A 21,174-nucleotide genomic window follows, 5' to 3' on the forward strand; every position below is an offset into this window, starting at 1 on the left:
CCTGGCGTTAAGTTCGGCCCGACCCGAACAAGGATGGAACTCATGACCAGCGACGCCCAGATCCAGACCGCCCTGCCCGCCTTCGCCTCCGGCAATGTCGCCGTCATCACCGGCGGCGCCAGCGGCATCGGCCTTGCCGCCGCAAAACGGTTCGTGGCAATGGGCATGAAGGTGGTGCTTGCCGACATCGGCGGCATGCGCCTCGACCAGGCGAAGCAGGCGGTCGCCGCGATCGGCGGCGAGGATGCCGTCCTCCCAATCCCGACCGATGTCTCCAGGGCGGAAGAGGTCGACCGGCTCGCGGAGCTCGCTTACGGTGCCTTCGGTGCGGTGTCGGTGCTGATGAACAATGCCGGCGTCGGCAACAATCCGGGTAAGCCGTGGGAGAACCGCGACGCCTGGAAGCGGCTGCTGGACATCAATTTCTGGGGCGTCGTGCATGGCGTCGAAGCCTTCGCGCCGCGCATGCTCGCCGCCGGAAAGCCGGGCCTGATCATCAACACCGGGTCCAAGCAGGGCATCACCACGCCGCCCGGTAACCTCGCCTACAACGTCTCCAAGGCCGGCGTGAAGACTTTTACCGAAGGGCTGGCGCATGCGCTGCGCAACGAGCCGGGAGCCAAGGTGTCGGCGCATCTGCTGATCCCGGGCTTCACCTATACCGGCCTGACCGAAGGCGCGACGGAAAAGCCCGCCGGCGCCTGGACCGGCGAACAGGTGATCGACTTCATGCTGACATCGCTGATGGAGGACGACTTCTACATACTCTGCCCGGACAACGAAGTGACGCGGCCGATCGACGAAAAGCGAATGGCCTGGGCGATGGGAGACATCATCGAGAACCGCCCTGCCCTGTCGCGCTGGCATCCCGATCACAAGGATGCCTTCGCGGCCTTCATGAACCGCTGACGGCCCTGTCAAGCCGCGGCTTTCTTCTTGGATGCGTTCTTCCCGGCCGCGGTCTTCTTTGTGGCCGCGCCGGCGGTCTTCGGCGCATGCTTGGTGCCGTTCTTTCCGGCGACGGCCTTCTTGGCCGCCTTTTCGGCGATCTCGCTGTCATGCCGTTTTGCCGCCGCCTCGCATTTCGAGCGGATCTCCTCCACCTCTGACTCCGTCAGGTGTTCGATTCCGATGAAATGGTTATGGGCGCGGCTGACCCTGATCAGTTCGTCCAGCTTGGCCTGGATCGCGGCGCCATCGCGATTTTGCGTGTTCTGGATCAGGAACACCATCAGAAAGGTGATGATGGTGGTGCCGGTGTTGATGACCAATTGCCAGGTGTCCGAGAACCCGAAGAGCGGTCCACTCAACGCCCATACAACCACGATCGCCACACAGATGGCGAAGGTGGGCGGCAGCCCCGCCAGATGTGCCACCTGGTTGGCTATCCGCGTAAAAACCTTCTCGATCATGCAAGTCCCTCGAACCGTGGATGTGCTGGCATTTGCGAAGAAACAAGCTGCCGCCCGCTCCGGTTCCGCGGGATCGAATTTTGTGCCGACACGTGCACGCAATCGGCTACACGCAGAAAGCGCAGTTTCGCGAAAAAACACCTTATCCGTTTATTTGCAATAGTGCCGGTGCAGGCCGAAAGCCTGTTCCTTCCGCTTCACGGCGGTTTACCTCCAGCCCCTTCCGCTGCGCCACCCCCGCATGGCGGAAGGGGCATTTAGTTCCGAGAGTGGAAGGCACCGGTCAGACAGCGCCGGTCATGTGCTTGACGGCGTTCCGCCCGTGTCAGTGAGCGTTTCTTCCCAGCGATCGAGAAAGGCTTCGATCGGCATGGCCTGCATGTCGGGGATTGCGCTCGCCAGTTTCTCGGGCGGCCAGTCCCACCAGGCAAGGGCTTCGATGCGCGCCGCGACGGTGGCGGAGAACCGCCGGCGCAGCGGCTTTGCCGGAACGCCTGCGACGATCGTGTAGGGCGCGACGTCATGTGTCACCACCGCATTGGCGCCGATGACCGCGCCGTTGCCGATCGCGACACCCGGCATGATCACCGCGCCGTGTCCGATCCAGACATCATGGCCGATACTGACTGATTTCGCTTGCCGTCGCGCGCGAAAAGCCGTGTCGACGCCCAGCCAGCGAAAATACTCGTTCGGCCGGTAGCTGACCTTGTGCTGCGTCAGCCGCTCGATCGGATGCTCGAGCGCGTTGATGCGGCTGTTCGCGGCGATCGAGCAGAACTTGCCGATTGTCGTATAGATCGCCTCGCAATGGCGTTCGAAATAGGAAAAGTCGCCGACGCTCACCTCGCGCAGGATCACCCGCTCGCCGATCGAGGCATAGCGGCCGAGCTTGCATGCCTTCAGCTCCGCGGTCGGATGGATGCGCGGCTCGGGATCCTTGAGGACGAGGGTTTCAGGACGACCCATGAGAGGCCTTTACGCCGGCGGGGACGGCCCTGCAAGCGCGGCCTGCCCCCGCCAAGCCTATCGGCTATTGCGGCTTGCCCTTGGTCCACACCACGTTCTGGCCGTAAAGCGGCACGGTCGTGACCGACATCTTCGCCGAGCCGTTCTGCACCTGGCGCGAATGCGACAGATAGATCAGCGTCTCGTTCTTCTTGTCGTAGATGCGGTTCACCACCTGCTTTTTCCAGATCAGGCTGAGGCCCTGCTTGAACACCTCCTCGCCGCCCTCGCCCATGTCGATGTCGCCGATGGTGATCGGCCCGGTCTGGCGGCAGGAGATCGACGAATCGGAAGGATCCTCGAACCAGTTGCCCTTATGCAGCCGGTCGATGATGCTGCGGTCGAAATAGGCGACATGGCAGGTGACGCCGTCGACCTTCGGGTCCTTGATCGCGTCGACCATGATGTCGTTGCCGACCCAGTCGACACCCACTTTACCCACTTCGTCAGCCATGGCCGCGCCGGAGCTCAGGGCAAGACAGGCGGCGAACAAGCCGATCAGTTTTCGCAAGGAAGCCTCCTCGGTTCACGTTTGCCGACGTCAGGTGGGACAGGATCGTGGCGTTTGCAAGCCGATCGGCCCGCCCGGCGGCTTGCGGCAACGCGACATCTTTGCGCGCCCGGCGCCGACCCGCTAAGACTGTCGCCGAACTGGCTTCCAGCCAAAGCAACGGACATTCACTAATGATGCGCTCAATCCTGGTCGGCATTCTCGTCCTGATGGCGGCGGGCATCGGCTGGCTGACATTCGACTGGTACCGGGGCCACTATGGCGGCGAGCCCTTCGGCGCGCCCTTCACGCTGGTCGACCAGAAAGGCGCGCCGATCACCGAAGCCGCCTTCAGGGGACACCCCAGCGTCGTGTTCTTCGGCTTCACCCATTGCCCTGAAGTCTGCCCGACGACACTGTTTGAGCTCGCCGGCTGGCTGAAGACGATGGGCGACAGCGGCAAGGACCTCAGCGCCTATTTCGTCACCGTCGATCCGGAACGCGACACGCCGGAGACGATGAACACCTATGTCAGCAACTTCTCCGACCGGATCACCGGCATCACCGGCGAGCCGGACAAGGTGCACGCCATGGCCAAGGCCTTCGGTATCTATTGGAAGAAGGTCGACACTGGCGACGGCGACTACACGATGGACCACACGGCCTCGGTGCTGCTGCTCAACGCCAAGGGCGATTTCGCCGGCACCATCGCCTATGGGGAGAGCGCCGACACCGCGATAGCCAAGCTGAAGCGGCTGGCTGCGGGTGGGCAAACCTGATGGGCCAGACTAGGCTCCACTTCACCGCCAACAAGCTCGAGGCCGACCGCATCTTTGCCGCACTGGACGCCGCCTTCGAGGAGGACGGCCTGCCGATCGCCGTGCTGGAGCTCGACGAGGAAAAAGACATCCACGAAGTGTCGCTTTATGCCGATGGCGACGTCGATCCCGTGGAGGTCCGGGTCAGGGATGTCCTCGCCGGTCTCGGCCTGTCGAAGCCTGTCGAACGTGAGGTCCTTCCCGACGTCGACTGGGTGTCGCGCTCGCTGGAAGGGTTGAAGCCGGTCCGCGCCGGACGCTTCTTCGTCCACGGCTCGCACGACCGGGCCAAGCGTCGCAGTGGCGACCTCGCCATCGAGATCGAGGCGGGCCTTGCCTTCGGCACCGGACACCACGGCACCACCGCCGGCTGCCTCGAAGTGCTGGAGCAGGTGGTGCTGCGCGAGCGGCCGCGCAACGCGGTCGACCTCGGCACCGGCAGCGCCGTGCTTGCGATTGCGCTGGCCAAGCTCGCGCATATCCGGGTGCTGGCGACCGACATCGATCCGGTCGCCGTCCGCGTCGCCGCCGCCAATGCCCGCCTCAACCACGTCAAGGCGCTGGTCGAGACGGTTACGGCGCCCGGCTTCCATCATCCGATCTTCGCCAGGCGCGCACCTTTCGACCTCATCGTCGCCAACATCCTGGCCCGGCCGCTGATGCGGCTCGCGCCCGAAATGGCCAAGCACATCAGTCTCGGCGGCTCGCTGGTGCTCTCCGGCATCCTCGACCGGCAGCGCGACGCGGTGATCTCGGCCTATGTCGGCCAAGCCTTCCGCCACGTGCGCACCTTGCATCGCGAGGGCTGGGTGACCATCCATCTCAAGCGCTGAGGCCGGGTTGCATCCAGCCGATCTGGCCCTGCCGAAATCGATTCCGATTTCCGGGGTCATGCGCTACGCTCGCAACAAGCATCGAAGAGAGGCCAAAAATGTTCCAGACCTTTGATTCCGCTGGTGATCCTGCCGTCGGTAAGCCGCGTGTGGCGCAGCTGCGGCAATGGCTGGCTGAGAATGGTTTGGATGGCTTCCTTGTTCCCCGCGCGGACGAGCACCAGGGCGAATATGTCGCCGACCGCTCGGCGCGGCTGAAGTGGCTGACCGGCTTTTCCGGTTCGGCCGGCGTCGCGATCGTGCTGCGCGACCGCGCCTTCATCTTCGTCGACGGCCGCTACACGCTGCAGGTGCGCAATGAAGTCGACCTGTCGATCTTCACCGTCGAAAGCCTTGTCGACAATCCGCCGGCCAGCTGGATCAAGGACAATCTCGGCAAGGGCGCAAGGCTCGGCTTCGACCCCTGGCTGCACACGATCGGCGAGATCAAGGCGCTGAAGGCATCGGCCGAGCAATCCGGCGCGACATTGGTGCCGCTCGACAGGAATCCCATCGACATCATCTGGACGGATCAGCCGGACCCGCCCCGCGCGCCTGTCGAGATCCATCCGCAGAATCTTGCCGGCGAGCTCCCCAAGGACAAGCTCAAGCGGCTGGCGGGCGCGATCGAAAAGGACGGCGCCACCCATGCGGTGCTGACCGATCCTTCCTCGATAGCCTGGGCCTTCAACATCCGTGGCGGCGACGTGCCGCATACGCCCCTGGCGCTCGGCTTCGCCATCCTCGCCGCCGATAGCAAGCATCAGCTGTTCATGGACCAGCGTAAATTCCCGCGCCAGGTCGCAGCCTATCTCACCCAGCTTGCCGATCCGCATGATCCGGGCGAGTTCGAAGCCGCCATCGTCGCGCTAGCCAAGGACGGCGCCAAGATCGCGCTCGATCCGGTGCTGGCGGCGGAGAAGCTCCGCATGCTGGCCGAGGACAATGGCGGCACGGTCGTCTTGGCGGCCGACCCGGCGCGTATCCCCCGCGCGACCAAGAACCAGGCCGAGATCGCCGGCAGCCGCGCCGCGCATCGCCGCGACGGCGCCGCGGTCGCCAAGTTGCTGTGCTGGCTCGACCGCCAGAAGCCCGGCACGCTGGACGAAATCGCCGTCGTCACCAAGCTTGAGGAGGTGCGCCGGCAGACCGGCGAGGAAACGCAGATGCCGCTGCGCGACGTCTCCTTCGACACGATTTCCGGCGCCGGCCCGAACGGCGCCATCATGCACTACCGCGTCTCGCGCGCCACCAGCCGCAAGCTTGAAAGCGGCGAGCTGTTCCTGCTCGATTCCGGCGGTCAGTATCAGGACGGAACCACCGACATCACCCGCACTGTGCCGATCGGCCAGCCGAGCGAGGAGATGCGCGAGCGCTTCACCCTCGTGCTGAAGGGCATGATCGGCATCTCGACGCTGCGCTTCCCCGCCGGCACGCGCGGTTCGGAGATCGACGCCGTTGCCCGCGTGGCGCTGTGGAAGCATGGCTGCGACTTCGCCCACGGCACCGGCCACGGCGTCGGCTCCTACCTCGCCGTGCACGAAGGGCCGCAGCGCATCGCCCGCACCGGCACAGAAAAGCTGCTGGCCGGCATGATGCTGTCCAACGAGCCGGGCTACTACAAGGAAGGCGCCTACGGCATCCGCATCGAGAACCTGATCCTAGTCACGCCGGCGGAGCAGATCGAGGGCGGCGACATCGCCATGCATGGCTTCGAGACGCTGACGCTGGCGCCGATCGACAAGCGGCTCATCCGCACCGATCTGTTGCACCGGGACGAATTGCAGTGGCTCGACCGCTATCATGCCCGGGTGCTCTCCGAGATCGGCCCGATGGTCGACGGCGAAACGCTGGCCTGGCTGGAGAAAGCCACCGCGCCGCTGCCCCACGATGCGAAGATTTGAGGTGAGCTTCTGTCTCCCGATTCGACGGCTACGCCATGCACACATCTTCTGTGACTGGCGCGACTGATCAGGCCGAAGCCTTGATTGCCACGTGGTTTCCCCAATCCGTCGCTGCTTCGCAGCGCCACCTTTCCCCCTCCGGAGGGAAAGGAAGGGAGCCTTGCTGGACGAGCGTTGGCGGCAAGAAGCTCGGCGCCTTCCTCTCCCCCGTCGATCGGGGGAGAGGTGGCTCGGCGAAGCCGAGACGGAGTGGGGGTCGACCAGCGCAGCGTAAGACAATGCATGCGCCAAGCTGCCATGCACGCTATCGCCCAAAGACCAGCCGCTTGGGAAATGTGTGCATCCCCTAGCGCTCCACAGGGAGAAACGCCCAGTTCATCCTCCGAAGCTGCTGCGGAGGACGGGCAGGACAATGAGGGGCAGCGCCAGCCATTCAGGATGGAAAGCTATCCGACGAACTGCCTCGCCAGAATCAGGACAGCGGCTCCAGCCAGAAACATCGCCATCAGGCCACCGCGCAGCGACACCAGCACGGTGACGATCAACGCCGCCCATTCGGCGGGTCCAGCATGCAGCAGCTCCGGCGCGACGAGGGTCGTCAGCACCGCGGCCGGCACGGCGTTGAGGCCGGCCTCGACGCGGGGATGGATCGTCTCGAAGCGCGAGATGACGAGGTGGCCGCCGATTCGGGTCAGATAGGTGGCGACGGCGCCGGCCAGGATGATCCAGAAGGTCGTGCTCATGGCCGCTTGCCCACGCCGCTGTGATGCGGCGGCAGGATCACCGCCAGGACGATGCCGGCGACCGCGCCGATCGAGACATGCCAGGGCGAGCCGACAGTTCTGTAGGCGATGATCGAGGCGACGGCGCTGGCGGCGACGACGGGCGCCCAGAGCGGCCGTTTGCGAAAGCCGAGCACCAGGCCGAGGAAATAGATCGGCAAAAGGAAATCGATGCCCAGCGCATGCGTGTCGGGGATCAGCTTGCCGAACACCGCGCCCAATCCGCTTTCGATCACCCAAAACACATAGACCGGCAGGCCGAGCCCGAGATACCAGACGAAGCCGACGGGCCGGCCGGACTCGGCCCTTGCCTCGGCGATGGCGAATTGCGGATCCGTCAGGATGAAATAGCCGAGCGCCTGCTGCAGCACCGGCCAATGCGCGATGCGCCTGCCGATGCCGGCCGAATAGAGCACGTGGCGAAAGTTCACCGCGAAGATCGACAGCACGATCAGCCATGGCGCGACATGCTGGCCGAACAGTTCGATGCCGACCATCTGGCTGGCGCCGCCATAGATCATGGCGCTCATCAGGAAGGCTTCGAGGACGGAAAACCCATTGTCGACGGCGATCGTGCCGAACAGGATCGCGAACGGCGCGGAGGCGACGACCACCGGCATTGAAAGCCGCACGCCGTCCCAGAAATCGCCGCCCGTTCTGCCTTCAGAGATTGCTTCCGCTGCCATGCGCCGCTCCTCGTGCATGTCGCCCAGAAGTGCGCAGCGGTTCTGGGACAACGACATGCATCAACAAAAGACTTAAAGCGCGTCGCCTGGATTCGTTCAGCGCACGCGCTTTAAGAGCGGCTTGATTTAGAGAGCGTCGCCTCCAATGTCACACCAATTCGCTTGACCCAGCGATCAGCGGAACTGATCGCCGGGTTGCGAAACGTTGGAAATCTTCAGGCAGCTCAGCTGACGAAATAGCGCTGCCACTCGAAGTCCGTGATATGCGAGGCCTGCCAGGCATCGAAGGCCGCCTGCTCGGCGCGGCGGCTTTCGGCGTAGTTGTCGCGGAACGCTTCGCCGAACGCCTCGGCGCAGAAATCGGATGCGGCGAAGGCTTCAATAGAAGCATTCAGCGTGCGCGGCAGCTTCGGCTTGTCGAGATTGGCGAGGTTGCTCGTCACCGACGCCTCGAGCGGTAAATCCTTCTCGATGCCTTCGCAGCCGGCCGCCAGGATCGCGGCGATCGAGAGATAGGGATTGACGTCGGCGCCAGGCGCCCGGTGCTCGAACCGGCACGCGGCATCGTTTGGCGTGGTGATGGCGCGGATCGGCGCGGTGCGGTTCTCGAAGCCCCAGGCGACGTCTTCCGGCGACCACGCGCCGCGATCGAAGCGGCGGTAGGAGTTGACCGTCGGCCGGAAGAAAATATGGGTCTCCTGCATGCGGTTGAGCACGCCGGCGAGGAATTTCTCGCCGACCGGCGTCAGCCGGTTCGGTCCAGCCGCGAAGGCCGGCTTGCCGTCCCGCCACAGGCTGACATGATGGTGCGCGCCGCAGGCGCTTTCCTTGCCCGGCGGCTGGAAGCGCGTCATGAAGGTCGCCACCAAGCCATGCTCGGCGCACAGCTCGCGCAGATGCAGCTTGGCGCGCATCGCGGCATCCGCCGCCGCCAACGCGCTCTTCGGCGTCAGCGCGTATTCATACATGCCGTAGCCATATTCGGTGACCAGCGAGGCGACGCCGATGTCGATGCTCTTCATGCGCGTAATGAACTCGGCGGCGAAATCCTGGTATTCGCCACTGCGCACGAGGTCGTAGTTGATCAGCGAATGGCCCCATGGCTTCAGCTCGCGATAACGGCCGGCGCGCATCAGATCATGGTCGGCGTGGAAAATGCCGAACTCGTATTCGAGCGCGAATTTCGGCTCATAGCCAAGCGCCCTCGCGCGCTCCTCGACGCGCGCCAGAACGCCGCGGGGATCATACGGGCAGATCGAGCCGTCCAGCATGTAGGAGCGCGTGATGGCGGAGGCGAATTTCGGCTTCCAGCCATGCTGCACCACTGTGTCCGGATCGATGATACCCTTGATATTAGGAAAGCCGTTCTCCTCATTGGCGCTCGGCGAGGCGAAGGCGACGTCGCCCATCGGCTGGCCGTCGCCATGCGTGACGCAATAGAGGATGGCATTGATCGACTCACCGGCTGTGGAGAGCTTCAGCGGCGCGATCTTGGAGCGCACGACGCCTGACGTGTCGACCGTATGCACCTCGATGAACTCGACGCCGCGCGATGCGAGCTCGGCCTGCAACGCCTCGAGCTTCGGCGCATACTCCGCCACCCTGTCCTCAAATTCCACGTTCAACCTCCACCACGAAAAGCTATTTGGCCCTGCGCCGCAAAAGAAGCGACAGCAGCTCGTCGAGCTCGTGCCGTCCGCTGATGCCGCTCGGCCGGAACGCCATGCAAAGCACGATGACAACGCCGAGCGCCACGCCCGACAGGCCGAGCAGCTGCGGCATCTGGATACCCGCGACCGTCACGCCGGACTCGATGCTGCGGATGAATTCCAGCCCGATCGAAAGCACGATGACGCCGGTGACCGCCCCAGTCACCGTTGCCATGCCGCCGAGGATCAGCATCGCCAGCGTGTTGAAGATCATCTGGAAATAGAACAGTTTTGGGCTGATCGTGCCGGCGAAATAGGCGTAGAGCACGCCGGCGAGCCCGCAGATCAGCGCCGACAGCACCCATGACATAAGCCGCAGTTTCTTCGCATCGATGCCGAGCGCAGCCGCAGCCTGAGGGCTCTGCGCGCTGGCCCGCAGCTGCAAGCCCCAGCGGCTGTCCTTGAACAGTCGCGCCGCCACGATCGCCATCACCGCGAAGACCAGCATCCACGGCAGGCCGACCACTTTCGGAATGCCGAAGAAAGCCTGGTTGCCCTTGAACAGATTGGTCCAGTTGAGGAAAACCGAATGGACGATGATCAGCAGCGCCAGGCTGACGATGGTCGCAGCGACCCCCGACAGCCGGCTGATCACCTTGCCGCTGACCAGCGCCACGATGCCGACCACCAAGAGCGCAATGAGCGCCGACGAAACCGGATCGAGCTCCAGCGTCGCAAAGCCGAACGGCGCGTTGGGGATCGACAGCTTCTTCATGGCAAGCGGCGTCGACAGGATGGCGACGCCATAGGCGCCGAGCCCGACAAAGGCGCTGTGGCCGAGATTGGCGATGTTGGAATTGCCCATGAACACTTGCAGGCCGACCACGACGATCAGGTTTACGAAGGCGCCGAGTGCGAGAAAGGTGTAGTAGGTCGGCGCGAAGTTCAGCACCAGGAGCCCGATCGCCAGCACCGGCAGCGCTGTCACCAGCCCGCCGATCAGCGAGCGGAGGATCGCGTTGCCGGGCTGCGCGGTGGCGGCCGGCGCCGCCATCTGTTCGACCGCTTGCGAGAGTTCGGAGCCTGCCACGTCAGATCTCCCGCCCTAAATCTCTTTGTCGCCGAGTTCGATGCGCTGGCCGAGCAGGCCTTCCGGCCGGTAGACGAGCAGCGCGACGATGATGGCGTAGGTGAGCGCGTCCCGGAAGCCCGCATATTCCTGCGGCAGCGCGACGAGCAGGCCGACTTCGATGAAGCCGAGCAGCATGCCGCCGACCGCAGCACCCGGCAGCGAGCCGAAGCCGCCGATGACGCAGGCGACAAAGGCCTTCAGCACCAGGCCGAAGCCGAGATCGGGTGAGACGCTGCCGCGCCGCGCCAGGATGAAGACGGCGGCGATGCCCGCCAGCGCGCCCGAAATCGCAAACGCCGTGGCAATCACTCGGTTTGCCTTGATCCCCATCAGCCGCACGGTGGCGAAGTCGCGCGCGGCAGCGCGAATGGCGAGCCCGAGCGTCGAGCGGTTGAGGAAGAGCACGAGCGCAAGGATGGTCAGGCCCGACACGATCAGTTCCATCACTTGCAGCGAGGAGACGGCGAAGGGGCCGAAGAACCACATCTGGTTCAAGCCGTTGAGGATCGAGACCGACTGCGGCTTTGGCGAGACCAAAAGCATGAAAAGGTTCTGCACCACGATCGACACGCCGAAGGCGGTGAGCAGCCCGGTGGTGGTCGGCGCATAGCGCACCGGCCGGAAGGCGACGCGTTCGAACACCACCGCCGCCAGCGCCGCCATGCCGACGGCAAGCAGCACCGCGACGAAGGGCGAGGTCAGCCCGAGCGCGGCAGCCAGGAACACGCTGTAGGCCGAGACCCCGATGATCTCGCCATGGGCGAAATTCACCAGCCCCATGATCGAGAAGACGACGGCGAGCCCGAGCGCCACCAAGGAATATTCCGCACCGAAGGCGAGCGCGTTGAGGAGTTGCTGCAAGGCGTAATCCATCGCCGCCTACCCGCCGATATAAAGGTTGAACAGGCCGTGCTCGTCGGCGAGCCTGGCCGGTGGTCCGTCATAGCGCAGCGTGCCCGAGCTCACGACATAGACGCGGTCAGCAAAGCGCAGCGCCTGCTTGGCGTTCTGCTCGACCACCAGCAGCGTCAGCCCTTGCGCCTTGAGTTCGCCGATGAAATCGAAGATGCGCGCCACGATCTTGGGCGCGAGCCCCAGCGACGGCTCGTCGAGCAGCAACAGCTTCGGCCGCGACATCAGCGAACGGGCGATCGCCAGCATCTGCTGCTCCCCGCCCGAAAGCGTGCCGGCCGCCTGGCCGAAGCGTTCGGACAGCACCGGGAACAGCGACAGGAACCGCTCGATGTCCTGGCGCACGCTGGCGGGGTCGCGCCTTGTCGCGGCTCCTAGCCGCAGGTTTTCGCCGACGCTCAGGTTGGAGAAGATGTGCCGGCCTTCCGGCGTCGCGGTCAGTCCGGCGCGGATGCGGTCCTCGGTGCGGACATGCGAGATGTCCTTGCCGTCGAGCACGATGCGGCCCGAAGCCGGCGTCACCAGACCGGTCAGCGCGTTGATGGTCGAGCTCTTGCCGGCGCCGTTGGGCCCGAGCAGGGCGACAAGCTCGCCCTGCCCCACCTCGAGCGACAACTCGCGCACCGCCGTGACGGCGCCATAGCGCACGACAAGCTTCTCAACCTTCAGCACGTGTTCCCGGCCCCGCTTAGTTCAGCGCCGGAACGAAGGTCGGCGGCGTGTCGGTGATCAGCACCCGCTTGCCGTCGGCAAAGCCCATCACCGGCACGGCTTTGACCGGATAGCCCTTCTTCTCGGCGAAGGAGATCGTCGGCGCGGTGGTGCCCGGATAGCCGCCAGGCGCGCGGATCGCCTCGCGTAAGGCGGCGGGGTCGACGGTGCCGGCCTTTTTCGCCGCTTCGTAGCTGATCTGCACCATGTCGGCGCCGAGCGCGTCGAAGATGCCGTTGATCTTGTAGCCGTCGGCCTTGCACTGGGCGAGGAACTTGTCGATCGGGCCGTCGACGCCGGTCGCGCCATGGGTCGCGAACATCACCTTTTCCAGCGACTTCGGATCGCCGACCGTGCCTTCCAGCGACTTGTCGTCGAAGGCATCGCAGCCCGCCACCCACCCCTCGTAGCCGTTGGCGCGCAATTGCCGGATCAGGATGCCGACATCGGGCAGCACGGCGCAGATATGGATCGCGTCCGGCTTCTGCGGCAACGCCTTGATCGAGGCGATCTGCGGCGACCAGTCGGTGGTGCCGTAGGAATAGTTGAATTTGCCGACCACCTTGCCACCGAGATGCTCGAACACCTCGCCGAACCACTCCGGCAGCTTCTCCGAATAGGAACCGGCATCGGGCGACACCATCAGCGCGACGGTCCGCGCGCCCTTGCCGTAAAGCGCATTGGCTGTGGCCGAGGCATTGATCGGATCGGGCACGGCGCCGGCGATAAAGTTGTCGAGCCCGGCCTGCTGCATCTCGAGCTGCGTGTTCGGCGCCGAGAACACGGTGGCGCCATAAGGCTGCGCGGTCTGCGCCATCGGGATCAGCGCATCGGGAAACGGCACGCCGGTGATCACCTGCGCGCCGGCATCGAGGAATTTCTGGCCGAGCGAGACCGAAAGCTGCGGATCGGAGCGGTTGTCCTCGATCATCAGCTCGACCTTGGGATCGTTCGCGCTTGCGGCCTTGTTCAGCCTGTCGGCCATGCAGCGCGCGCCCTCGGCCTCGCTATAGGGCGCGTAGGCGCCGGTCATGGCGACCGCAAGCCCGATCTTCAGATCGGCGGCGCCTGCATGCCCGGCCTGCAGCAGTCCCGCGGTCAGCACCGCGGCTCCCAGCAAAATCTTTTCCATTCTACCCCTCCTTCCTCTCATTGCGGTTGTTCTTCCGGGCCTTCAGGCCGTCTCTGACTGCCCGACATAGACCTCGATGACGCGCGGATCGCGCCACACGTCTTCCGTCTCGCCCGAAGCGATCACCTGGCCCTGGTCCATCACGCAAAGCCGGTCGCAGAGCCGGTTGATGAAGCGCAGGTCGTGATCGATGACGATGGTCGCGCAGCCGACGTCGCGGCGAATGCCTTCGATGGCGATGGCCAGCGTCTCCGACTCGGCCTCGTTGAGACCGGCGGCCGGTTCGTCGAGCAACAACAGCGACGGCCCAAGCGCCAGCGCGCGGGCGATCTCGAGCCGACGCTGGCTGCCATAGGGCAGCGTTCCGGCCGGGCTGTCGGCGAAGCCTGCGAGCTCATATTGCTGCAGCAGCTGATCGACGCCGATGCGCTTGGCGGCATCGGGGCGCACGGCCCGACAGGTGATATGCGCGACCTCGACATTCTGCCGTACTGTCAGATCCTTGAATAATCTGATGGTCTGGAAGGTGCGGCCGATCCCTGCCCGCGCGCAATGCTCCGGGCTGCGGCCGGTGATCTCTTCGCCCGCGAGGCGCACGCTGCCGCTGTCCGGCTTGAGCACGCCCGAAATGGCGTTGACGAGGGTGGATTTGCCGGCGCCGTTCGGACCGATGAGACCGAGGATCTCGCCCGCCTCGCAGGTCAGCGAGGCGCTGCGCAACGCCTGCACGCCGCCGAATGTCTTGCTGACTGCCCCAACCGACAGCATCGGTCATCTCTCCCATTCCCGTCCGCTGGCTGTTCTCCTGTCGGCCGGTCAAAAGGATGCTAGTCCCCCGACTTTTCCATAACAAGTATTTTTTTCCATTCTAGAAAAATTCTTGAGTGGAAGGGCTGAGGCCCGTCGGTCAGACGCCTGCGCCCGGCGGCAGCCCGTCGCGCGGCACCGTGTTCGACATCAGCATGATGACGGGCTCGTCGCCGAGCGCCACATAGGCGTGCTGCATTTCGCCGTCGAACAGGATGCTGTCGCCGGGCTGCAGGACGCTCGGGTCGTAGTGGAGCGTGTGGAGCTGCAGGCTGCCGCTCAACACATGGATGAACTCCTCACCCGAATGGCTGCGCCAGCCGCCGTTTTCCTCGAAGGTTCTGGCGCGCAGCGTCACGCGCCAGAAAATATTGGTCTTGTCGCGGAAATCGCTGCACAAGACCTCGAATTCCATGGCGTTGCCTTCGTGCAGGATGCCGCTGCCGGCGCGCGTGATCGAGCGGCGCGCCTGCGGCCCGGGCTTCGGGCTGAACAGGAAGGAGGCCACCGGCACGTGCAGCGCGCCGGCAATCATCAGCGCGATATCGACGGTCAGCCTGGCCTTGCCGTTCTCCAGCTTCGAGAGCTGGGACACGGAAAGGCCCGAGCGCTCGCTGAGATCGCGCAAGGTGATGTTCTGCTGCTTGCGCGCGTCGCGGATCTTGCTGCCCACATTGCCTTGCATCGTCCACGCCCTTGGCTGCCGTGTTTCCAATTCGACAAGCTCTAGCGTTCCGATATTTGAGCGTCCAGCCTTCAGACGGCTACGGCTGATTGCGGCCATAGGGATATCGCGACGGTAGCGAAGGCAGCCTCCAGGAGGCGGCTGACGCGTTCGAAAGTTTCCGGATCGGCAAGCAAGTCGTTGCGCAGCTCGAGGTAGAGGCAGGGCCGGCCCTGCTGCAGCCCGTGCCGGTTCAAGGTATAGCCGACAGCCTGGCGCCAGTCGTAAGGTTCGTTATCGCCGATTCTGAAGCCTGCTTCCGGGCCTTGGGCCCTGAGCGTTTTCAGCACCGAGGCGACGAAGGGCGACTGTTCCCGCCACAGCACGCCGATATCCACATTGCGCTTCACGCCGCCCATCACCGGCGTGAAGGAGTGCACCGAAATCAGCGCCCGCCTGCCGACAGCGGCTTCGATGATTGCCCGTTCGACCGGCGCCCAGGCGACGAGCTTGCGCAGCCTCGCATCCGCCGCGTCCACAGCGAGATTGCCCGGCACAGGGATGCCGCCGAGGTCGGGACGCATGAAGTCCCACTCCTCGGCGGGGCGGTTATAGTCGAGGAACAGCCGTGAATAGCGCGCGATCACCGCCGGCGCCCGCAGCGTTCGCGAGAGCCGGCGCGTCAGCGCGTCGACGCCGATGTCCACCGCGAAATGCGTGCCGAGATAAGGCTCCGCCAGGCCAAGGTCGCGCCACGGCGCCGGCACGACGTTGCCGGCATGCTCGGCAATCAGAAGATAGGGGCTGGTCGCATCCGGCAGCAATCGTTCCACCCCGGCCCCGACGAGCGCCGCGACGGCCGCGTCGCTAAGCTTTTCAAGGTCCCGCACGACCGGGCGCCGCTGGCGGTCAGGCGATGACGGAGCGGACATGATAAGCCTTCGCCGCCGTCGCCTCGATGAGGCCGGCGCGCCCGTTGGCGCGGCCAAGACCGGAATTCTTGATGCCGCCCCAGGGCAGATAAAGGTCGGCGTGATCGCATCGGTTGAGATAGACGGTGCCGGCCTCGACCTCGTCGAGCAAGGCCACGCCGCGTTCGACATCGCGCGTCCAGATCGAGGCGCTGAGGCCGTAGTCGCTGTCGTTCATCAGGCGGATCGCCTCGTCGTCGCCGCCGACGGCCTGGACGCAGGCCACCGGCCCGAACAGCTCGTCGCGCATGATCGGCATGCTGTGGTCGACGCCGGTCAGCACCTCCGGCGCGACATAGGCGGTCCCGAGGCTTGCCGCCTTGCGCGCGCCATCCTGCGGCATCAGGCGCTTCGCCCCTGCTCGCACCGCGCTTTCGGTGAGGCCGCGGATGGTGTCGGCCGCGACCGCGCGCACCACCGAGCCGACCATCGGCTTTTCAGCGATCGGATGGCCGATCGACCACTTCGCCGTCTCGGCGACCAGCGCCTCGACGAAACGGTCGTGAATCAGGCCGTCGACATAGATTCGTTCCACCGAGCAGCAGGACTGGCCGGCGTTGGAATAGGTACCCTCTGCGATCAGCGGAACCGCCGCCTCGAGGTCGGCGTCGGAGCGCACATAGGTCGGATCCTTGCCGCCAAGCTCGAGATGGACCTGGGTGAAGGTGCCGGCCGCCGCCGCATGCACGCGCCGGCCGCCATTGACCGAACCGATGAAATTGACGGCGTTGAAGACGCCGGAAGCGATCAGCCGCTCCGCATCCGGATGATCGAGATGCAGGCACTGGAAGACCCCTTCCGGCCCGCCGGCCGCGCGAAAAGCCTCCTCGGCCAGCTCCGCGATCAGCGGCGTCTGCGGCGAATGCTTGAAGATCACCACATTGCCCGCGGCAAGAGGCGACGTGACCAGATAGCCGAGCATGGCGGTCGGGTAGTTCCAGGCGCAGATCGAAAGATGTAGGCCGCCGGCCACCGGCTTGGCATAGCGGCGGATGTTCTCATCCGACGGATAGGGCGTGTCGGCCAGCGTCTCGGGCGCGGCACCGGCAAGCAATTCGCCGATCAGCGCCAGGCGCGGCGTCTCGTCGGCTTGCCACAAGGGCCTGCCGATCTGCCACGCCACCGCCTCGGCCAGCGGAGCGGCGCGCGCCTTCATCTCCTCGCCGAAGCGCAGAAGGATCGCCAGGCGCTCGGCCAGCGGCGTGCGCCGCCAGCCCGGCAGCGCCGCGCGAGCGCGGGCGACGGTCGCCTCGATCGCGGCCCCGTCCGCATAGTTGCGCTGGGCATAGATCGAGCCGTCGACAGGAGAGGTCACCGAGAAGGTCCGCGCGCCGGAATGCAGGGTCATGGTCTTGGAATCCACCCAAAAGGAAGCTGTCAGCCACGGCACGATATCGCGATTTTCTATTTTGGCAAATTTTTTCGAATATGGCTTGATGGATTTTTTGTCGGCCCCTATTGTCCCGCCATCGCACCTTGGCGCAGAGATAGCGCCGCGCCTTGCAGCAAAAACCGAGGGGAAATGAATGGTCGTCTATGATTTCACGGGCCGGCATGCGGTCGTCACCGGAGCTGGCGGCGGGATGGGCGAAGCGATCGCGCTGGCGCTGCTCGATGCCGGCGCCTCCGTCACCGCCATCGACATCAAGCCGCGTCCGGCCTCCCTCGCCTCGTATGACGAGCGGCTCACCTTCGCCCAGGGCGATTTGACCGACGCGGCCTTCGTGGAACGGACCATCGGTGCGGCGGGCCGCGAGCGTGGCGGCATCGACTATCTCGCCAATGTCGCCGGCGTATTGTTGTTCGGTCGCGACAAATCGGCGCTCGAAATGGACCTCGATGTCTGGGATCAGGTCTTCAACATCAACTTGAAATCCTTCGTGCACACCGCACGCGCGGTCGTTCCGCAGATGCGCGCCGGCGGCCGCGGCGGCGCCATGGTGCATTTCTCGACCATTCAGTGGTATCGCGGCGACCCGAAGCCTCAGGATGCCTATCAGGCCTCGAAGGCAGGCGTCTGCGCGCTGTCGAAGTCGCTTGCCATGCAGCTTGCCGGCGACGGCATCCGCTCCAACGCGATCTGCCCCGGCATGGCGCTGACGCCGCTGCAGGCGCGCTGGGACACCGAAGAAAAGCGCGCCGCCGTGGCGAATTATACGCCGCTCGGCCGCATCGGCACGCCGCAGGACATGGCAAACGCCGCGCTCTTCCTGCTCTCGGACGCCGCGAGCTACATCACCGGGATCGAGCTTGCCGTCGACGGCGGCCTGCTGATGCGGATGTAAGCCCGGCGACAGCCGGATGACGGCATCAGGCCGTGACAGCCGTCCCCTGGATCGCCCGGCCCCAGTCGAGCAGCGGCTTGGCGCCAAGCGTGAAGCCGACGAGATCGTCGACCAGCGCCGGCGAATGGATCGTCGCCGGATCGATGTCGTGCCGGACCACGAAATGCCGGTTGCGCACCGCCTGGGCGAGATCCTCGTCACCGACATCCTCGAAACCGCGCGGCGCGCGCTTCAGGCGGTCTTCCGCATCGAGCGCGAGGCCGGCCTTTTTGAGCGATGCGACCATGCCGCGGAACGCGGCCGGCTTGGTCACGATCGCCTTGCGCATCGCCTGCAGCAGTTCCGGCGCCGGCTGCCACCAAGCCACACCGGCAAAGCAGCGCTCCAGACCGATATGCACATAGAAGACGCCCTGCTCCATCTTGGTGCCGTCGGGCGACAGGATCGCCGAGAGATGCCGGTTGTAGGGCCGCTTGTCCTTGGAAAAGCGCACGTCGCGATTGATGCGGAACAGCGATTTCTTGCGGTCGCCGCGCAAGCCGAGCTTGGCCGCCTCGAAACGCTCTGTGAGCGTCTCGACCAGATCGCAGAACGGCCCATGCAGCTCGCTGTCGTAAAGGTCGCGGTTTTCCTGGAACCACTCACGGCTCTGGTGGAAGTCGAGCGCCTTCAGGAACGGAATGGCCTTCGGCCCAAAACCCTTGAACGCTCCAGTCATTAGCCGCCCCTGCCGATCCGCTGCAGCCATGTGTCCTCGTCGATCACCTCGATGCCGAGATCGCTCGCAACTTTCAGCTTCGAGCCGGCGCCGGGACCCGCCACCACCAGGTCTGTCTTGGCCGAAACCGAGCCCGCGACCTTGGCGCCGAGCCGCTCCGCCATCGCCTTGGCTTCCGAACGCGTCATCTTTTCCAGCGAGCCGGTGAACACCACCGTCTTGCCCGAGACTTCGCTGCCGGCCGAGATTTCCATGACGTAGGGTTTCGGATGAACCTGCGTCAGCAAGGCGTCCAGCACATCGTCATTGCGCTCATTGCCGAAGAAGTCGCGCAACGCGTTGATCACCGTGTCACCGATGCCGTTGATCGACGGGAAGACGCTGTGCGGATCCTCGGCCTTCGCCGTCTCCTTGCCGATACGGATCAGCTCCTCGATGGTCGAGAATTGGCGGGCAAGCACGGCAGCCGTCGTCTCGCCGATATGACGGATGCCGAGCGCGAAAATGAAACGGTCGAGCTCCGGCTCGCGGCGCGCATCGATGGCCGCAAACAGCTTGTCGAGACCTTCATAATTACGCTCCTCGACGCTGCGAACATTCTTGCGCGCCTTGCCCGAGGCTTCCTCGCGCAGCCTCGCCTGCTCCTCCCGTCGCTCGGCCAGCGCCCTGGTGACGGCGGGCCTTCGGTCCTTCAGCGTGAAGATATCGGCGGCGGTCTTCACCAGCCCCGAATTGAAGAACAGGTCGATGTTTTCGGCACCGAGGCCTTCGATGTCGAGCGCGCCGCGCGACACGAAGTGACGCAGCCTTTCGACCGCCTGTGCGGCGCAGATCATCTCGCCGGTGCAGCGCCGCCGCGAATCCTCCTTGCCCGTCTTCTCGTTGATCTCGCGCGTCGCCGGCGAGCCGCAGACCGGGCAGGTATGCGGGAATTCATAGGGCACCGCGCCAGCGGGCCGCTTATCGATGACGACGCTGACGATCTGCGGGATGACATCCCCTGCCCGCTGAATGACCACCGTGTCGCCGATACGCACGTCGATGCCGTCGCGGATCGGCTGGCCGTTGCTGTCGAAGCCCTTGATATAGTCTTCGTTGTGCAGCGTGACATTCTCGACCACCACGCCGCCAACCGTGACCGGCGCAAGCCGCGCCACCGGCGCCAGCGTGCCGGTACGGCCGACCTGGATGTCGATCCTCTCGACGGTCGTCATCGCCTGCTCGGCCGGAAATTTGTGGGCGACCGCCCAGCGCGGCTCGCCGGTGACGAAACCCCAGCGGCGCTGCAGCTCGAGCTGGTCGACCTTGTAGACGACGCCGTCTATGTCGTAGCCGAGCGAGGAGCGCTGCTCCTCGATGCGGTGGTAATGCGCGATCAGGTCGTCGATGGACTTCGCCCGCACCATCAGCGGGCTGACCTTGAAGCCCCATTCCTTGAACTTCTGTACGGAATCGAACTGCGTCGGAGCCGGATCGGCGGTGGTGTAGCCCCAGGCATAGGCGAAGAATTTCAGATTGCGGCTGGCGGTGACCGATGGATCCTTCTGGCGCAGCGACCCTGCAGCCGTGTTGCGCGGATTGACGTAATCCTGGCCGCCGACCGCCGCTGAACGCTGCTTCAAAGCCTCGAATTCGGCATAGGTCATGTAGACCTCGCCGCGGATCTCGATGATTTCCGGCCAGCCCGAACCCTGCAACTTCTTCGGGATGTCGGCAATCGTCTTCAGATTGGCGGTGATGTCCTCGCCGACCGTGCCGTCGCCACGCGTCGCGCCCTGCACGAACACGCCGCTCTCGTAGCGCAACGAGGCCGACAGCCCGTCGATCTTCGGTTCGGCGGTGAAGGCGATGTCGAGGTCCTTGTCGCGGTCGAAGAAACGCCTTCCGCGCTCGATGAAATCGGCGACGTCCTGGTCGGTATAGGCCTTGGCGAGGCTCAGCATCGGCACCGCGTGCCGCACCTTGGTGAAGCCCTCCGCGGGCGGGGCGCCGACCCGCCGCGTCGGCGAATCCTCGCGCACGAGATCGGGGAAGCGCTCTTCGATTGCGAGGTTGCGCCGGCGCAGCGCATCATACTCGGCATCGGTGATAGTCGGCGCGTCCTCGGTGTGATAACGCCGGTCATGCTCGGCAATCTCCGCCGCCAGTTGCTTCAGCTCATCCGCGGCTTCGCCTTCGCTCAACGAATCGACGGGTTTTTCCGACATGCATCAGTCCTTGGATT

Annotated in this window: 21 protein-coding genes and 1 pseudogene; 6 read left to right on the forward strand and 16 right to left on the reverse strand. The window is 65.0% G+C overall.

The features are described 5' to 3' along the window. The first annotated feature begins 42 nt into the window (after positions 1-42). Complete coding sequence (locus tag LB529_RS11595) at positions 43-909, forward strand: SDR family NAD(P)-dependent oxidoreductase (protein ID WP_224626217.1); 867 nt, start codon at positions 43-45, stop codon at positions 907-909. A gap of 8 nt (positions 910-917) precedes the next feature. Here the strand turns inward: LB529_RS11595 and LB529_RS11600 are convergent, their stop codons facing one another. From LB529_RS11600 to LB529_RS11610, 3 genes are all read right to left on the reverse strand, one after another. Beyond that, positions 918-1,412 carry a low affinity iron permease family protein gene (locus LB529_RS11600; RefSeq protein ID WP_181174725.1) on the reverse strand — a complete coding sequence of 165 codons (495 nt, stop codon included), beginning with the start codon at positions 1,410-1,412 and terminating at the stop codon, positions 918-920. A 297-nt stretch (positions 1,413-1,709) separates the two neighbouring features. After that, a complete protein-coding gene (locus LB529_RS11605; RefSeq protein WP_224711145.1) occupies positions 1,710-2,378 on the reverse strand; it encodes a DapH/DapD/GlmU-related protein in 669 nt (222 codons plus the stop codon). A gap of 64 nt (positions 2,379-2,442) precedes the next feature. Continuing rightward, the gene (locus LB529_RS11610; protein WP_224600994.1) at positions 2,443-2,871 is read right to left on the reverse strand and encodes a CreA family protein; all 429 of its coding nucleotides are present in this window, start codon (positions 2,869-2,871) and stop codon (positions 2,443-2,445) included. 230 nt (positions 2,872-3,101) lie between these two features. Here LB529_RS11610 and LB529_RS11615 point away from each other — a divergent pair, with 230 nt between their 5' ends. The 3 genes from LB529_RS11615 (at position 3,102) to LB529_RS11625 (ending at position 6,501) form a co-directional block, all read left to right on the forward strand. Continuing rightward, positions 3,102-3,686, forward strand: coding sequence for an SCO family protein (locus LB529_RS11615; protein WP_224549661.1), 585 nt, complete (start codon positions 3,102-3,104; stop codon positions 3,684-3,686). After that, positions 3,686-4,558, forward strand: coding sequence for a 50S ribosomal protein L11 methyltransferase (locus LB529_RS11620; RefSeq protein WP_224711146.1), 873 nt, complete (start codon positions 3,686-3,688; stop codon positions 4,556-4,558). The genes LB529_RS11615 and LB529_RS11620 overlap by 1 nt, the downstream gene beginning before the upstream one ends. Positions 4,559-4,656: 98 nt before the next feature. Further along, a complete protein-coding gene (locus LB529_RS11625) occupies positions 4,657-6,501 on the forward strand; it encodes an aminopeptidase P family protein (RefSeq protein WP_224711147.1) in 1,845 nt (614 codons plus the stop codon). Positions 6,502-6,947: 446 nt separating this feature from the next. On the opposite strand, the gene LB529_RS11630 is transcribed toward LB529_RS11625, so the two are convergent. From LB529_RS11630 to LB529_RS11680, 11 genes and pseudogenes are all read right to left on the reverse strand, one after another. Then, the gene (locus LB529_RS11630) at positions 6,948-7,244 is read right to left on the reverse strand and encodes an AzlD family protein (RefSeq protein WP_224708530.1); all 297 of its coding nucleotides are present in this window, start codon (positions 7,242-7,244) and stop codon (positions 6,948-6,950) included. Continuing rightward, entirely contained in the window at positions 7,241-7,969 is a 729-nt protein-coding gene (locus LB529_RS11635; protein WP_095769034.1) for an AzlC family ABC transporter permease, read from the reverse strand. The genes LB529_RS11630 and LB529_RS11635 overlap by 4 nt, the downstream gene beginning before the upstream one ends. A 224-nt stretch (positions 7,970-8,193) precedes the next feature. Continuing rightward, complete coding sequence (locus LB529_RS11640) at positions 8,194-9,588, reverse strand: glutamine synthetase family protein (RefSeq protein WP_224711148.1); 1,395 nt, start codon at positions 9,586-9,588, stop codon at positions 8,194-8,196. A 22-nt stretch (positions 9,589-9,610) separates the two neighbouring features. Beyond that, entirely contained in the window at positions 9,611-10,708 is a 1,098-nt protein-coding gene (locus tag LB529_RS11645) for a branched-chain amino acid ABC transporter permease (RefSeq protein WP_224711149.1), read from the reverse strand. Between the two features lie 15 nt (positions 10,709-10,723). Next, complete coding sequence (locus LB529_RS11650; RefSeq protein WP_224522853.1) at positions 10,724-11,623, reverse strand: branched-chain amino acid ABC transporter permease; 900 nt, start codon at positions 11,621-11,623, stop codon at positions 10,724-10,726. A gap of 6 nt (positions 11,624-11,629) precedes the next feature. After that, on the reverse strand, positions 11,630-12,334 hold the full coding sequence (locus LB529_RS11655; RefSeq protein WP_224600797.1) for an ABC transporter ATP-binding protein: 705 nt from the start codon (positions 12,332-12,334) through the stop codon (positions 11,630-11,632). 16 nt (positions 12,335-12,350) lie between these two features. Next, complete coding sequence (locus LB529_RS11660) at positions 12,351-13,505, reverse strand: ABC transporter substrate-binding protein (protein WP_095769010.1); 1,155 nt, start codon at positions 13,503-13,505, stop codon at positions 12,351-12,353. A 42-nt stretch (positions 13,506-13,547) separates the two neighbouring features. Continuing rightward, a pseudogene (locus tag LB529_RS11665) lies at positions 13,548-14,213 on the reverse strand (ABC transporter ATP-binding protein); the annotation flags it as partial. 199 nt (positions 14,214-14,412) lie between these two features. Next, positions 14,413-14,997, reverse strand: a complete 585-nt coding sequence (locus LB529_RS11670; RefSeq protein WP_224711151.1) for a helix-turn-helix domain-containing protein — start codon at positions 14,995-14,997, stop codon at positions 14,413-14,415. Positions 14,998-15,068: 71 nt separating this feature from the next. Continuing rightward, on the reverse strand, positions 15,069-15,908 hold the full coding sequence (locus LB529_RS11675; RefSeq protein ID WP_224711152.1) for an N-formylglutamate amidohydrolase: 840 nt from the start codon (positions 15,906-15,908) through the stop codon (positions 15,069-15,071). Continuing rightward, positions 15,886-17,295, reverse strand: a complete 1,410-nt coding sequence (locus LB529_RS11680) for an aldehyde dehydrogenase family protein (RefSeq protein ID WP_224711153.1) — start codon at positions 17,293-17,295, stop codon at positions 15,886-15,888. The genes LB529_RS11675 and LB529_RS11680 overlap by 23 nt, the downstream gene beginning before the upstream one ends. Between LB529_RS11680 and LB529_RS11685 the strand changes: the two genes are divergently transcribed. Further along, positions 17,294-17,473 carry a hypothetical protein gene (locus LB529_RS11685; RefSeq protein ID WP_224711154.1) on the forward strand — a complete coding sequence of 60 codons (180 nt, stop codon included), beginning with the start codon at positions 17,294-17,296 and terminating at the stop codon, positions 17,471-17,473. The genes LB529_RS11680 and LB529_RS11685 overlap by 2 nt on opposite strands. Beyond that, entirely contained in the window at positions 17,474-18,232 is a 759-nt protein-coding gene (locus tag LB529_RS11690) for an SDR family NAD(P)-dependent oxidoreductase (RefSeq protein ID WP_224711155.1), read from the forward strand. Between the two features lie 25 nt (positions 18,233-18,257). Here LB529_RS11690 and LB529_RS11695 read toward each other — a convergent pair whose 3' ends face one another. After that, complete coding sequence (locus LB529_RS11695) at positions 18,258-18,950, reverse strand: DUF2461 domain-containing protein (protein ID WP_224711156.1); 693 nt, start codon at positions 18,948-18,950, stop codon at positions 18,258-18,260. Then, positions 18,950-21,157, reverse strand: a complete 2,208-nt coding sequence (gene ligA, locus LB529_RS11700; protein ID WP_224600790.1) for an NAD-dependent DNA ligase LigA — start codon at positions 21,155-21,157, stop codon at positions 18,950-18,952. Before ligA ends, LB529_RS11695 begins: the two co-directional genes overlap by 1 nt. Positions 21,158-21,174: the final 17 nt, after the last annotated feature.

The organism is Mesorhizobium sp. CA5, assembly GCF_020165105.1.
Taxonomy (GTDB): domain Bacteria; phylum Pseudomonadota; class Alphaproteobacteria; order Rhizobiales; family Rhizobiaceae; genus Mesorhizobium.